This is a genomic window from Paenibacillus lemnae (assembly GCF_012933385.1).
Taxonomy (GTDB): domain Bacteria; phylum Bacillota; class Bacilli; order Paenibacillales; family Paenibacillaceae; genus Paenibacillus_AQ; species Paenibacillus_AQ lemnae.
Map to the genome: position 1 here is coordinate 1 of NZ_JABBPN010000026.1, position 13,569 is coordinate 13,569.

13 protein-coding genes are annotated in these 13,569 nt (G+C 47.9%); 1 reads left to right on the top strand and 12 read right to left on the bottom strand.

Going from position 1 to position 13,569, the window contains the following annotated elements; all coding sequences use genetic code 11:
* Nucleotides 1–164: 164 nt before the first annotated feature.
* The 8 genes from HII30_RS19415 to HII30_RS19450 all read right to left on the bottom strand — a co-directional run bounded on the left by HII30_RS19415 (nt 165) and on the right by HII30_RS19450 (nt 9,601).
* The gene (locus HII30_RS19415; RefSeq protein ID WP_169506705.1) at nt 165–800 is read right to left on the bottom strand and encodes a YqaA family protein; all 636 of its coding nucleotides are present in this window, start codon (nt 798–800) and stop codon (nt 165–167) included.
* Between the two features lie 153 nt (nt 801–953).
* Nucleotides 954–1,760, bottom strand: a complete 807-nt coding sequence (gene thiD / locus HII30_RS19420; RefSeq protein WP_169506706.1) for a bifunctional hydroxymethylpyrimidine kinase/phosphomethylpyrimidine kinase — start codon at nt 1,758–1,760, stop codon at nt 954–956.
* A 66-nt stretch (nt 1,761–1,826) separates the two neighbouring features.
* Nucleotides 1,827–2,582, bottom strand: a complete 756-nt coding sequence (gene map / locus HII30_RS19425; RefSeq protein ID WP_169506707.1) for a type I methionyl aminopeptidase — start codon at nt 2,580–2,582, stop codon at nt 1,827–1,829.
* A gap of 213 nt (nt 2,583–2,795) precedes the next feature.
* Nucleotides 2,796–3,581: a TerC family protein gene (locus tag HII30_RS19430; protein WP_169506708.1), complete on the bottom strand. Its 786-nt coding sequence runs from the start codon at nt 3,579–3,581 to the stop codon at nt 2,796–2,798.
* Between the two features lie 323 nt (nt 3,582–3,904).
* The gene (gene melA / locus HII30_RS19435; RefSeq protein ID WP_169506709.1) at nt 3,905–5,203 is read right to left on the bottom strand and encodes an alpha-glucosidase/alpha-galactosidase; all 1,299 of its coding nucleotides are present in this window, start codon (nt 5,201–5,203) and stop codon (nt 3,905–3,907) included.
* Nucleotides 5,204–5,297: 94 nt separating this feature from the next.
* Nucleotides 5,298–6,701: a (Fe-S)-binding protein gene (locus HII30_RS19440; protein ID WP_169506710.1), complete on the bottom strand. Its 1,404-nt coding sequence runs from the start codon at nt 6,699–6,701 to the stop codon at nt 5,298–5,300.
* Between the two features lie 10 nt (nt 6,702–6,711).
* Complete coding sequence (locus HII30_RS19445; RefSeq protein ID WP_169506711.1) at nt 6,712–8,139, bottom strand: FAD-binding oxidoreductase; 1,428 nt, start codon at nt 8,137–8,139, stop codon at nt 6,712–6,714.
* A gap of 274 nt (nt 8,140–8,413) precedes the next feature.
* Entirely contained in the window at nt 8,414–9,601 is a 1,188-nt protein-coding gene (locus HII30_RS19450; protein ID WP_169506712.1) for an anhydro-N-acetylmuramic acid kinase, read from the bottom strand.
* Nucleotides 9,602–9,788: 187 nt separating this feature from the next.
* On the opposite strand from HII30_RS19450, the gene HII30_RS19455 reads away from it, so the two are divergent.
* On the top strand, nt 9,789–10,724 hold the full coding sequence (locus tag HII30_RS19455; protein ID WP_169506713.1) for a BadF/BadG/BcrA/BcrD ATPase family protein: 936 nt from the start codon (nt 9,789–9,791) through the stop codon (nt 10,722–10,724).
* Nucleotides 10,725–10,848: 124 nt separating this feature from the next.
* Here HII30_RS19455 and HII30_RS19460 read toward each other — a convergent pair whose 3' ends face one another.
* The 4 genes from HII30_RS19460 to HII30_RS19475 form a co-directional block, all read right to left on the bottom strand.
* The gene (locus HII30_RS19460; protein ID WP_246246736.1) at nt 10,849–11,811 is read right to left on the bottom strand and encodes a TraB/GumN family protein; all 963 of its coding nucleotides are present in this window, start codon (nt 11,809–11,811) and stop codon (nt 10,849–10,851) included.
* Nucleotides 11,811–12,479 carry a hypothetical protein gene (locus HII30_RS19465; protein WP_169506714.1) on the bottom strand — a complete coding sequence of 223 codons (669 nt, stop codon included), beginning with the start codon at nt 12,477–12,479 and terminating at the stop codon, nt 11,811–11,813. The genes HII30_RS19460 and HII30_RS19465 overlap by 1 nt, the downstream gene beginning before the upstream one ends.
* Before the next feature lie 129 nt (nt 12,480–12,608).
* Nucleotides 12,609–13,208, bottom strand: coding sequence for a TetR/AcrR family transcriptional regulator (locus HII30_RS19470; protein WP_169506715.1), 600 nt, complete (start codon nt 13,206–13,208; stop codon nt 12,609–12,611).
* Nucleotides 13,209–13,371: 163 nt separating this feature from the next.
* Nucleotides 13,372–13,512 (bottom strand): hypothetical protein, encoded by a 141-nt coding sequence (locus HII30_RS19475; RefSeq protein ID WP_169506716.1) that lies wholly within the window; start codon nt 13,510–13,512, stop codon nt 13,372–13,374.
* Between the last annotated feature and the right edge of the window lie 57 nt (nt 13,513–13,569).

Sequence of the window (13,569 nt, forward strand, 5' to 3'; positions counted from 1 at the left end):
AAGAAGCTGCCGCCTGCAACATACAGGCAACAGCTTCTTCACGTATCCTAACCTTTTTTAAAATGTCCTTTACAAGGGGTACAGTTTAGTATAAGGTCCCTCCTTTTTTTGTATTTCACTAACGCAGCACGCTATGTTGATGTGACTCATGTTGTTATCGGCAATCATGCAGAAGGTGTCTGATGTTCCGGAATAGGATCCGTCATCGCCTGATCCTCCTGGGACAGAAGCGCCTGTGCCCGTTTCTGCCGGCGTCTGCGGTTCAGATAAAGTCCGAGCAGCACCAGCGGCACGGCAATGATGAATATATACATAGACACATTCTTGACCATTCCTTCGGCACTTCGGCCATAAAAGTAAAACAAAATGCCTACTACATAAAACTTTGTCGCTCTCCCCAGAGCGGCATAAGCCATCAGACGCCAGAGCGGAAAGTTCAGACATCCTGAAAGAATAGTAAACACCTTAAAGGGAATCGGCGTAAATGAACCGACGAGTATAGCAGCCTCCCCATTTTTCTGGAAGCGGTCCGTCGCGGCATCAATCCATTCTTTCTTGAGGATTTTGTAAAGGACCGACTTGCCAAGAAGTTTCCCGATCATATAACCGACAGGGGTTCCCAGTAGACAACCGACAAAACCGGCGGTAGCCAGCCAAAGTGCAGATGACGGATGCAGGATACTCAGGGAAACCTGAAGAAAAAATGCCGGGACAGGAAATATAACGGCATCAAAAAAAGAATGAATGAACAACCCCCATGGACCAAACCTCATTAAAAAATCCATTACATCCTGAAACATAACTCAACCCCTAGATAGTTTCTCCTTACCAGACCCTTGCTTACAAAGTATATCATATAATGATGCCATAATCCGGTGCATATTGGTGAAAAAGGAGCACTCCGGGAGTCGATCCCGGCAGTGCTCCTGTATGGAGTAACGAATATTACGTTCTCAACGCGATGATCTGTGTGCTGAATGACGGGTAGGTCCAACGAACTCATTCAGCTGGAATCCGTTCGCAATCGCTTGGGTCACAAAAACTTTAGCCCGTTCAACAGCTTCGGGAACCGAGAGGCCATTGGCCAGATTCGCCGTGACCGCCGCAGAAGAAGTGCAGCCTGCACCGTGCGTAAACGCCGTTGTGACGGTATCCGACTCAAACCATTGAAAGTCTTTGCCGTTATACAGCAGATCCATCGCTTTGCCTTCTCTAATTTTGCCCCGGTCCTTGATCAGAACATGTTTTGCACCCTTACTGTGAATAACCTCGGCAGCTTCCTGCATCTGATCTATGGTACGAATCGGCCCGGATTTGGCTAGCTGGGAAGCCTCAAACAAATTCGGTGTCACCAGATCCGCACGAGGAAGCAGGAATTCAATCATTGCCTCCGTGTTTTCCGGTTGAAGCACTTCGTCTGTACCTTTACATACCATTACCGGGTCAATGACGACCCGTTCCAGCTGATAGCGGTCTATATACTTGGAAACCAGCTCAATGATCTCCACGGATCCCAGCATTCCGGTCTTCATGGCATCAAAGCCAATCCCCTCAATCACGGTTTTCAGCTGGGTTTCTACTATATTTAAATCAACGGGGAACACCTGATGATTCCAGGTGCCCGGCTCCATGCATACAATCGTCGTCAAAGCCGTCATGCCATAGACATCAAACTCCTGGAATGTTTTCAGATCTGCCTGAATTCCGGCGCCTCCGCTTGTATCGGAGCCTGCAATGGTCAGTGCTTTTTTTATCGTCATGATGATCTGTCCCTTCCTGATCCAAGATAAAAATGATTCCTCTATTATAAGGAACTTTACCGTTCCTTACAAACGCGATTGCTCTGTCAGAATCAATGGACCGTCTTTGGTGATCGCAATGGTATGCTCATACTGAGCCGACAGTTTACCGTCCGCCGTCCGGGCCGTCCAGCCGTCCTCATCGATCTTGACATTATAGGTACCGATGTTCAGCATCGGCTCGATCGTAATAACCATGCCTTCTTTCAGACGGGGACCGCGATGAGGTGGACCATAGTGTGGGACTTGAGGTTCTTCGTGCATCTCCTGACCGATCGCGTGGCCGACAAAGTGGCGCACAACAGACAGATTCTCGGATTCCGCGTAAGCCTGTATCGCATGGGAAATATCCCCGATACGATTTCCGATGACCGCCTGCTCGATGCCGAGATAGAGCGATTTGCGGGTTACCTCCATGAGATGCCGTGCTTCGTCTGAAATATCTCCTACGGCATAAGACCATGCCGAGTCAGCCAGCCATCCATCGAGACGAACGACCATATCAATGGTCACAATGTCCCCATTTTTCAGAGGTTCATCACGTGGAAATCCATGACAGATTTCATCATTGATCGATGCGCATGTTGCATAGGGATATCCGTGATATCCTTTTTGCTCCGGGGTCGCTCCGTTCTCTTCAAGGAACTTTTCTACGAACCGATCAATCTCTGAGGTGGTAACCCCCGGCTTGATCATGCCTGCTATCTGCCGGTGGCACTCGGCCAGGAGCTCACCGGCTTTTTGCATTTTAGTAATTTCTTCTCCCGTCTTGATAATGATCATACAGCACGCCTTCTTTCTCTCATCATTTAAAAAAGCCCTAACGGCCGGATTATCGCAAGGGACAAGGCCCTCGCGGCAAATCGACTGGTAAGGCTGCATTCTTGACGCATCCACTAAGACAGGTAACCGGACTTGCTGCGTCCGGCTCTGTCTTTAATGATATTATTGTACTCCGGGAAGGCTGTGAACACAACCGGGAACCAAGCCCGAATTCTAATGCTCCAGCTGTCTGCGCTCAGCATCGGTCATGTCCGATTTATCTTTGGACAAGAACCATCCCAATACCGCGATAAGAATCAGGATTCCCCAAAACGTCAGCTTCCAGCCTGCACTTTTCGGAAACGTCTTCGCAATGATAGCAATATCCGGATGTGCCAGTGTATATACGGCCAGCTTGATCCCTACCCATCCGACGATGAGAAATGCCGCCGTTTCCAGTCCGGGCTTGCGAACCAGAAGATTGACAAACTTGGAAGCTGCAAAACGCATAATGACCAGGCCGATCAGACCGCCGATCAGAATAACGAGGAACTGTCCGCCATCCATCCCGCCAATGGCCGGCAGGTTTGTTGCCGGGAGCGTCAGGGCCAGGGCTACAGCTGCCAGAATCGCATCCACGGCAAAGGCAATATCCGCAAGCTCAACTTTTAAAACCGTAACCCAGAAATTCTCTTCCTTCTTCTCGGCTTTTTCTTCATGCATTTTCTTCTTTACAAACAGCTGTTTCACAATGTGATTAATACTGATGTAAAGCAGGTACACCGCACCTAATGCCTGTACGTACCAGACGTCTGCCAAAAACGAGATAATAAATAAGGAAACGAACCGAAATACAAAAGCTCCGGCCAATCCGTAAAACAGTGCTTTCTTTCGCTTCTCTTCCGGCAAATGCTTGACCATAATTGACATAACAAGCGCATTGTCTGCTGCGAGTATGCCCTCCAATCCGATCAGTACCAGCAATACCCAGCCGTACTCCAATAATAATGCCGTGTCCAAGTGCATCGTTCCCTTCCGGTATAATAGATCCGTATGTCTCAGGGTTCCTGAAGGTAAAATAAAAAATACCTTTACCCCCGAAATTACGGCGGTAAAGGTATTTATCCATAAATCAATCGCAGGAATAGTACCTTTACCGTGTTCGGCAAAGGTCTCGCAAACAACTTTCGTTGCCAATAAAGCCGGAGACACGCATGGTGTCACGTAATGACGACTTTACTGTGAGAGCTACTCCCCTTTACTAATTAATCGCATTATAGCATGAGAAATGAAGCGAGCCAAGCATTAAATGCAGTGCTTTGCATTGTTTATGTGCAAGCCGTTTATTTATAAGCCGGCAGCCAGCTTCCATGGGCCTGAATCAGTTCATCGCATAGCGCTGTAATATCATCCAGAGACAATTCTGCAGACGTGTGCGGATCCAGCATGGCAGCATGGTAGATATGCTCTTTCTTGCCGGTAAGCGCCGCTTCCACGGTCAGCAGTTGGGTGTTGATATTACTCCGGTTCAATGCAGCCAGCTGAGGCGGCAGATCACCAACATATGTTGGTGTGATACCTGATGCATCAACAAGGCATGGAACTTCCACACAAGCTTCTTTAGGCAGATTGGTGATCAGCCCCGTGTTCATAACGTTACCGCCGATTTTGAACGGAACATTACTCTCCATCGCCTCCATAATATAGGAAGCATACTCCTTGGAACGGTTATGCTCGATATGTTCACTGGCAAACAGTTTCTCACGCATCTCTTTCCATCCGTTGATTTGCTTCACACAGCGGCGCGGATATTCATCCAGCGGAATATTGAACTTCTCGATCAGCTCAGGGTAGCTGCGTTTGATGAAATAAGGATGATACTCCGCATTATGCTCGGAGGACTCGGTTACATAATAGCCAAAACGGTTCATCAGCTCATAGCGGACCATATCATCATGCTGTTCCTTCTGCTTCTCTGCAGCGCGGCGTTTGATTTCCGGATACAGATCTACCCCGTTCTTCTTCACTTCCAGCAGCCAGGCCATATGATTAATGCCCGCAATTTTAGACTCCACTCCAGTGTGGTCCATTCCCAATGATTCGAATAGGTGGGATACACAATGCTGGACACTATGGCACAGGCCCACCGTCTTGACCCCACCCGCTGTGTTCATAACTGTTGTCAGGACAGCCATGGGGTTCGTGTAGTTCAAGAACCAGGCATCCGGACACACCTCTTGCATATCGCGGGCAAAATCAAGCATCACTGGAATGGTTCTCAAGTTGCGGAAAATGCCGCCAATCCCCACCGTGTCGGCAATCGTCTGCCGCAAGCCATACTTTTTCGGGATGTCAAAATCCGTGATCGTGCATGGATCATAGCCCCCTACCTGAATGGCGTTGACCACATACTTGGCACCTCTCAGCGCTTCTTTGCGGTCACTATAGGACTTGATCACACATGTGCTGCCCAGTGTATTCTTGATGCTGTTAAGCAGCCGCTCTGAATCCTGAAGACGTTCATGATCAATATCAAACAAAGCAAGTTCAAAGCCCTGCAGCGCGGATGTAGACATCACATCACCCAACACATTTTTAACAAACACGGTGCTGCCTGCACCGATGAAAGTAATCTTGGACATTATAATGATTCCTCCTAGTCATGACGCTCTGGTTAGCTCTAACTATACGTCTCACCCAGCATTTCAGACCATAGAACAACCCATTCATTACATGTCATAATCCCATTTTATCATCCAGAATGACGGACTCGCTGAGCAGATCAACCAGATGAACGGCCCGGACATGCTCTCCTGTTCCGGCACGCTCAATTCCCCATTTCATCTGCAGCAGACAGCCCGGATTGGAAGTCACGATCGTTTCAGCACCCGTCTGCTCAACATTCTCCATTTTATGATCCAGCAGGTCTGTAGACATTTCCGGCTGGGTCATATTATAGATTCCGGCCGAGCCGCAGCAAACCTCTGACCCCTGCAGCTCGCAGAGCTGCACACCCGGGATTCCCTGCATCAGTTCTCTTGGCTGCCCTTGAACGCGCATAACATTGCGCAGGTGACAGGAGTCCTGATACGTAACCTTGACCGCAGCTGTCTTTGGATCCTGCTCCTTGTGCAGCAGCGGCCGGCCAATTCCCTGCAGCAGCTCGGATATATCCTTTACCTGTCCGGCAAAGGTGACCGCTGCATTCCGGATGGAAGGATTCTGATCCTCTTTCATCAGATGGTCGTATTCCTTCAGCAGCGCACCACAGCCGCCCGCATTGCTCGCAATATAGTCTACGCCGGCTTCCTGAAAGGCAGATATATTTTTGGAAGCCAGATTCTTGGCATCTTCCATTTCGCCAGAGTGAGCATGCAGTGCACCGCAGCAGACCTGTGCATCCGGCACCGCCACTTCAAAGCCCGCCTGACGCAGCAAACGCACGGTATTTACATTCGTTTCCGCGAACATAACATCCATAATACAGCCGCGGAACATGCCAACTCGGGCGATTGTTTCGCCTACAGCGGGGATGATCAGCAGCTTGGCTCCGGAAGACGACTTTTCCGCACGAACCGGAAATCCAGCCTTTCTCCACAGATCCATCAAACCGTCGCCGCTAACCTCAGGCAGCGCCTTCTCCAGCTGCTGAAGGTGTTCTGGAAACATCTTCATTGCACCGGTCGAGCGTGCCAGCTTTTGCAGACCGGACTTCTGATAAAACTTCAGCGCTTTGCCCATAAATTTCATACGGCCCTGATGCGGAAACAGCCCTTCAAGAAAGGTCTTGCGTGCCAATTTGACCGGCATGGAGTACTTCTTCTCCTGGGCAATAGCTTCCCGGGTTTGCTCGATCAGCTGTCCATATTTCACATCGGATGGACAAGCCGGCTCACAGGCCCGGCAGCCCAGACACAAATCCATCTGAGCCTGAAAGGATTCGTCAGGCTCCATAATTCCGTCGACGACGGCTTTCATCAGCGCAATCCGGCCGCGCGGAGAAGCCGCTTCAAGGCCCGTCTCCAAAAAGGTCGGGCAGGCTGTCTGACAGAAGCCGCAGCGCATACAGTTCGTCAGCTGCTCCTCGTCCAGTGTCAGTCTCATCCGATCCGTTAAAGCTTGATGCTCTGTTCTTTGCATGGTCATCCCCCTATACCCCGGTCAGCTTCGGTTCCTGAACCACAATCCGCTTCCGGGTTTCCGCAAACATCTTGCCGGGGTTCATTATTCCCTGCGGATCAATGGCCTCTTTAATCCGCTTCATCATATCCATACCGGCTGCGCCAACCTTCCATTCCAGATAAGGCGCTTTGACATTACCAACACCGTGCTCTCCTGTAATCGTACCGCCCATAGCAATCGCCGCTTCGAAAATTTCTGCAAAAGCCTGCTCTACACGGTGAATTTCTTCCGGATTCCGTGCATCGGTCATGGCCGTAGGGTGAAGATTTCCGTCTCCGGCATGACCAAATGTACAGATCTGCACTTGATGCTTGGCCGCGATTCGCTGGACTTCGCCCACCATCTCGGCAATTTTGGAGCGGGGAACGGTTGCGTCCTCCAGAATGGTTGTCGGCCTTAAGCGTGACAGCGCCGCAAGTGCGCTTCGCCGTGCCTCCATCACTTTCGCACCTTCCTCCGGAGACGAAGCCACTCTCATCTGAACCGCACCGGATGCCATGCAGATTTCCTCTATTTTTTTCAGATCCCGCTCCACATCTTCTACCGTGCCGTCCTGTTCAATGGCCAGCATCGCTTTGGCTTCGACCGGCAGACCAATCTTGGCGAAATCCTCTACCACCTGCAGTGTGGGCTGATCCATAAATTCCAGGGTGCAGGGAAACATATGATTCGCGATAATGTTGGACACGGTTTTTGCAGCCGCTTCCAGATCATCGTACATCGCGACCATGGCCCGGCGGTAAACCGGCTTTGGAATCAGCTTGACGGTAGCCTCTGTAATAATTGCGAGCGTTCCGCCGGACCCGACGAGAAGACGTGTCAAATCATATCCCGCTACATCTTTAACAAGCTTGCCTCCGGTTCGAAGTATGCTCCCGTCCGGCATGACCGCTTCCAGTCCGAGCACATAATCCTTGGTCGTTCCATATTTCAGACCACGCAGACCGCCTGCACCCAAGGCAATATTGCCGCCCATGGTGCAGATAATCATGCTGCTGGGATCCGGCGGATAAAATAAACCCGTGCGTTCTACGGTCATGTGAAACTGCTTCGTATTTAATCCTGCCTGAAACGTCGCAGTCAGATTCTCACTGTCAATCTCCAGCAGCTTGTTCATGCGTGTCATGACCAGCACAACCCCGCCTTTCAGCGGTACGGTACCGCCGCACAGATTGCTGCCGGCTCCGCGGCCTACAATAGGAATGCTGTGCGCCGCACAGATTTTCACAATGTCCGAAACTTCCTGTGTACTTCCCGGAAAAATGACCGCATCCGGCATGGATTGATACAGCGGTGTGGCGTCATAGCTGTAGGAAACCAGGCTCTCCTGGTCATCCTTGAACCATTTGTCTCCGACCACAGCATTCATCTGTTCCCGAATATGCTGCTCCAGCATACATTTCACCCTTTTCTATTTCGATACTATATAAACTGAAATTAAGAGTTACCTTTCCGGATGGCTGCGATGGCAAGTGTTCTTACGACCGCTGTTGCCTCCAAAATGCTTGAATTATAACTGTCTGCATGTAGCATTTTGGAGGCAAAGCTTATGCTTCCGATGCTAGCTTTCCTCTGGAAAGCTTTGAGCCGACCGCTTCGCTTCTCCAGAATCACTTGTCACCTCCGCTATCGAAGGTAAAGTCTTTATTCATTCTTATATAAAATCTATATTACGGCAGGGCGATCTTGCCCATGACCGTCGATGTTTTGGCACCTGTTGCTGCCGGTATATTGTTAGGGATACCCTGCAGGCATGCATAACCGAGCAGTGCAAAGATGGCGGCTTCTTTGGCATCCTCATCAATACCGAGCGCTTTGCTTGTCATAATCTTCTGCTCCGGAAGCCGTTCCTGCAGCATACGGCAGAGCTCATGGTTGCGCGCACCGCCGCCGCTCAGAATGACTTCATCAATATGCATGACCGGAAATACATGGTGACGAAGGCTGGCTTCGATGGAACATGCGGTAAACGCCGTCGCGGTAGCGATCATGTCGGCATCACTGAGCCCTCTGTGACTGGCCTGCTCCATAAATGCTGCCGCATAACTTTTTCCGAACAGCTCACGTCCGGTCGATTTGGGCGGTGCCATTTGAAAGTATCGATGGGCCATCAGATCCTGAACCAGTCCTTCGTGAACATTCCCCTGAGCAGCCCAGACTCCGCCATCATCATAGGAGAGCTTGCCTCCGGAGAGAACCTGAACCATCTCATCGATGATCATATTCCCCGGTCCTGTATCAAAAGCTAGAAGCTCCCCGCTGGTGTTCCCTGCCGGGATGGCGGTACAGTTACCAATGCCTCCGATATTTTGCAGCAGCCGGCCCTTCTCCGGATGTCTGAACAGCATGAGATCGCCAAACGGAACGAGCGGTGCTCCCTGGCCGCCTACTGCCATGTCTGCGGGTCTGAAGTCGCCTACCGTCATCCTCCCCGTGTGCTTGGCAATAACGGACAAATCTCCGATCTGCAGTGTCGAAGGAATCAGGAAGAAATCCTGGGCCGAACGCTCCGGTATATGCCAGATCGTCTGGCCATGGGAGCTGATCAGATCAATATCCTCCAGCTTGAGTCCTGCACCTTCGGCAGCCTTCTGTGCTGCTGCTGCGAAGTGTTCACCCAGATACGCGTTCATTCCGCATACCGCTGCACTGCTGGAATGATCTTGACTGCACAATTTTTTAAGTGCTTCTCTCAGGTCTGGCGTGTAGGGCGCGGTTTCAAAATGAAGCAGTTTGCTCTCCAAGTCCATGCCGTGGCTGGTAATTTGAACAACCGCAGCATCAATGCCGTCGAGTGAAGTGCCTGACATTAATCCAATGACAACCGCTGAATCTTTATTTTTCCAGGCAGACAGCATGTCCGTAAGACCTCCCCATATGAAAACTATCGATTATAATGATGTATAAATACAGCTTGCAGTGATCGTGACTTCATTATAAAATTGTCGAAATATTATTTCAATAAAATATATTTATTTTAAAATTTTATTTTATAATATGGTATGCTGTTTTGTAAACTTTCAGGGAAAGTGATGTGAGCAAGTCATGAATATCTATATTGGCATGGATGGAGGCGGAACCAAAACCGAAATGGTTGCGGTTGATGAACACGGAGAGGTTGTATCCCGTTATGCCGGAAAATCCACAAACCCGTATGTCGTCACGTTTCAAGGGGCAATGGAGGAACTCGCCCGGGTGCTGGATGAACTACTGCCCCCGCTTCAGGTAACCGATCTTCTCTGCAAGGGAGCCTGCTTCGGCATGTCCGGTATCAGCTCGGAGGCGGAACAGCAGCAGGTGCAGGATTTTATGCGGGAATATCAGCAGCAGCGGAACCTGTCCTTCCCTCTGACTTTGACAACCGAAGCGGAAATTTCCTTAATGGCTGCACTGGAACAGGATTATGGTGTGCTGGTCATCTCCGGCACAGGCTCGAACACCTACGGCATTACAAATTCGGGGCAGCGATTCCGAGCCGGCGGATGGGGACATATTCTGGGCGATGAAGGCAGCGGATATCAGATCGGTCTGCTCACCTTAAAATCCATCATCAAAAGCCATGAAGGCATACTGCCGCCAACGATCATGACGGAGCGGATCAAGGAACATTATCATTTTCAATCCATGCTGGATTTAAAAGCTTATATTTATCAGCCTTCCATTCAAAAAAGCGATGTCGCCTCCTTCGCCCGCTTCTGTATTGAAGCAGCCCGTGACGGGGATGAGACGGCTATTGCAATCATAATGCAGCAGGCTGCAGAGATTGCGGATACGGCTGCTGCGCTCATAACCAGACATCCAGAGCTTTCGCAAACCGATGTGGTATGCACAGGGTCGGTTTTTAAATACTCAGAACTCTTTAATGAGACGTTTAAGCACCTTTTATTGGAGCGGTATCCGCAGATCACCTTCCCGAAGGCGCTGAATGATTACACGGCTGGCCACGGGGCTGCACTGCTTGCCCGCAAGATGTACCGCTGAACCCCTGCTCCTTGATCGCATCGATACAACAGGACCAGAAACATAAAAGACCTGGACACAAAAAAGGGCGCTTTCGCGCCCTCTTCCTGCAACAATGCGCAGGGGAGAATCATCTTTTTATCTCTCAATAAATCCGTTCAACTTCATATCCTTTCTCTTCAAGCTCACTTGGTACACTCGGATTAATTACAACATGCATGGAACCGATGATAGCAAAGTACGTCTGCCCGTCATCCTTTTGCAGAATTTCATCAAGCTTGTTCGCCATATTAACATTACGAATATCATTCATTTGTTGTTGATACTCATCATTAAAACCTTCAAAACTTCCTGACAACTGATCAACCATAGCATCGTTATTGTTATGAATCCAATGATATCCTAATTGATCCAATGAGTTCGCAGCATCCTCAAATGCCGCTACCGTACCTTCTAAAACTTGAACTTGTGTGTCCATACTAAAGCCGCTTAGAACATCATATTGTGATTCAATGGTTTCTAATTCAACGATCTTTTTATTATCCTCCAAAGCGCGCTTAAGAAAATATAAATCAACGCCATACTCTGGTGCTAACTCACTTTCTTGGTTACTAAGCTCGCCTAATAGCGATCCTACAAACCATGGCTGAAAATTTTCATAATCTTCTATCCTCATGTCGTTCTTCTCAAATATGCCTGAGAGCTTAGCATAAGACTCTTGCGATAAAACATCTTTCAGGTTCTTACCATCCTCAAATAATGCCATCTTATTATTTTCTTCTTCATCTACTTCCACTTCAAACATATTAATTTCTGGAAGTATAACATTTGAACGCTCATAAGCCTCTTCAATCTCAGGAGCAAGTGGATAAAAGTCTTCGTGACCCAAGTGTATAGTTCCTTGTACGTACACCGTTGTTTTGCCATGTACAACCTTCCACAAAAGTCCTCCATCACCTTCATATTTTGGACCTGTTTCACTTGTCTCCTGTTTCGTATCTTGCCCCGTTGAGACTTCATTTTGTTGTGACTCATTCATATTGTTTGAACAACCAACTGCTAAAATCACCAGGAGTAAAAAAGCAATCCCCATTAGACGTTTTACCATTAATCCTCACCCCAACCTGTAGTTTCGATATCAATTAACCAGTGATTCCGTAACATGAGAGCCCGTTCTAATCCAGCTGCAAATGCTGCAATGCCGATCCCGAGATTAGTCCCGACGGATAGTGTGATTGGAGATTGGAATGTTCCTAGATTTTCCGAAACCCATGGAATCTCCGATATTTTTTCCAACAATTGTGTCGAGCCTAAGGCGAGTGAGATGAATAAGATGATGACAGCAGCTACTCCAATACACGCACTAATCTTCGGCAGGCGTTTGTGGATCCACCATCGTAAACCTCTTATGGAGCGCTTATCCGGATATACGGAGAAACTGGCTTCTTGATCGGTAATAAAATGAATACCATTAATTCCACTTGAACTTTTAGTTACCTCAATGACGCCTTGATCAATGGGCAGCACTGCTGGAAGCTTAGAAAAGGCAATATGTCTGCCCTCCCGATACAAATCAACCATGGGCTCTTCCGTAAAATACCTGGATTTTATAGCGTACTTTGTGGTTTTCCCATCAGCAGCACTTCGTATTTCAACATGAAATAACGAGTGCGTGACTATATTCCAGATTTGATACTTTTTCAAAAGATGACCATCACCCCCCTTCACTTTTTTCATTTTTCGATAATGCCTGCGTTTGAGAGTAGATCGGAACATATTTACAACCTCCTTCTTTTAGCAAGAACTGATCATACATTTTAAATACTGATCGTTCAGTTAGTTTTAAGTCAAAAAAATATCACTTATAGTACATCACGAGTGCAATAAGATATTGCACCCGCTATTCTATTTAATCATCTTCAAAATGTTTTCCCTCACCTTTTCGCTGTAACCTGCCAATCTTGGATCATTTTCTTCTTGGGGTAAGGACATGGACAGTGAAATTGCACCTCTAATAATCATTGCAACTACTGTAACATCGAATGCCTGAAACTCTTTGGAAGTTTGTCCTTTGGTCAAGATTTCCTCTAACAAAAGATTCAACTCTTCTTCCGGATGCATTTCAACTCTAAAGTAAGGAACATTATTTGGTGTACGAACATTGAAGGCAATCTCTATCAAGGCAGTGGTATTCTCACGCTTAATACTTCGATAGGCAATACCTGCTTCTATAAAAGCCATTAATTGGCCTGTATAGCTTTGTTCCTTTTCAACTTTTTCTTTAATAAAGGCTTTCTCTTGTTCGGCCAGATAAAGCAACGTGTTATTCATCAGATCTTCTTTTCCTGAGAAATGATAAGAGATCAGCCCTGTGCTCGTTTTTGCTTGACTAGCTATTTTAGAAAGACTAGTGTTTATATAGCCATAGTCTCTTAACACCTCAATGGCGGCTTTAATGATCTGTTCTTTGCGTGCATCAGCTATTAAATATTGTTTGTTATTCATCCTTTACCCGCCTTCAATGTTTGTTCGACCATTTTTTATTCTGATCAGTTGATCAGTTTTATTGTAAAATGTATTTTTATTCCTGTCAATGTGCTGTTTAAAGATACTGCTAAATTAACCATAAAAAAAGGGCGCTTATGCGCCCCTGCCGACCTGCCCAACTTTAGGATTTACCCTTGTTGACTGCAAGTCCGATGATCATAACAATAAGTGCCAGCAATGCGATCAGCTGATCAATGCTCATACCGTCCGCCTCCTCATGTAAGGATGGCTCTTTTCGGACGGCTTCTGCTCTCCCGAACAAGATCGTGCAAATTGAAGATTTTGTTTCCCCAATCCTATGTCTATGCGGATGAATGAA

Coding starts and splice junctions, on each gene's coding strand:
- HII30_RS19450 (WP_169506712.1), bottom strand. CDS start 9,601: ATGCTGTCTGCCTGGAAAAATAAAGATTCAGCGGTTGTCATTGGATTA.
- HII30_RS19455 (WP_169506713.1), top strand. CDS start 9,789: ATGAATATCTATATTGGCATGGATGGAGGCGGAACCAAAACCGAAATG.
- map (WP_169506707.1), bottom strand. CDS start 2,582: ATGATCATTATCAAGACGGGAGAAGAAATTACTAAAATGCAAAAAGCC.
- HII30_RS19445 (WP_169506711.1), bottom strand. CDS start 8,139: ATGCTGGAGCAGCATATTCGGGAACAGATGAATGCTGTGGTCGGAGAC.
- HII30_RS19460 (WP_246246736.1), bottom strand. CDS start 11,811: ATGGTAAAACGTCTAATGGGGATTGCTTTTTTACTCCTGGTGATTTTA.
- HII30_RS19415 (WP_169506705.1), bottom strand. CDS start 800: ATGTTTCAGGATGTAATGGATTTTTTAATGAGGTTTGGTCCATGGGGG.
- thiD (WP_169506706.1), bottom strand. CDS start 1,760: ATGACGATAAAAAAAGCACTGACCATTGCAGGCTCCGATACAAGCGGA.
- HII30_RS19440 (WP_169506710.1), bottom strand. CDS start 6,701: ATGCAAAGAACAGAGCATCAAGCTTTAACGGATCGGATGAGACTGACA.
- HII30_RS19470 (WP_169506715.1), bottom strand. CDS start 13,208: ATGAATAACAAACAATATTTAATAGCTGATGCACGCAAAGAACAGATC.
- melA (WP_169506709.1), bottom strand. CDS start 5,203: ATGTCCAAGATTACTTTCATCGGTGCAGGCAGCACCGTGTTTGTTAAA.
- HII30_RS19465 (WP_169506714.1), bottom strand. CDS start 12,479: ATGTTCCGATCTACTCTCAAACGCAGGCATTATCGAAAAATGAAAAAA.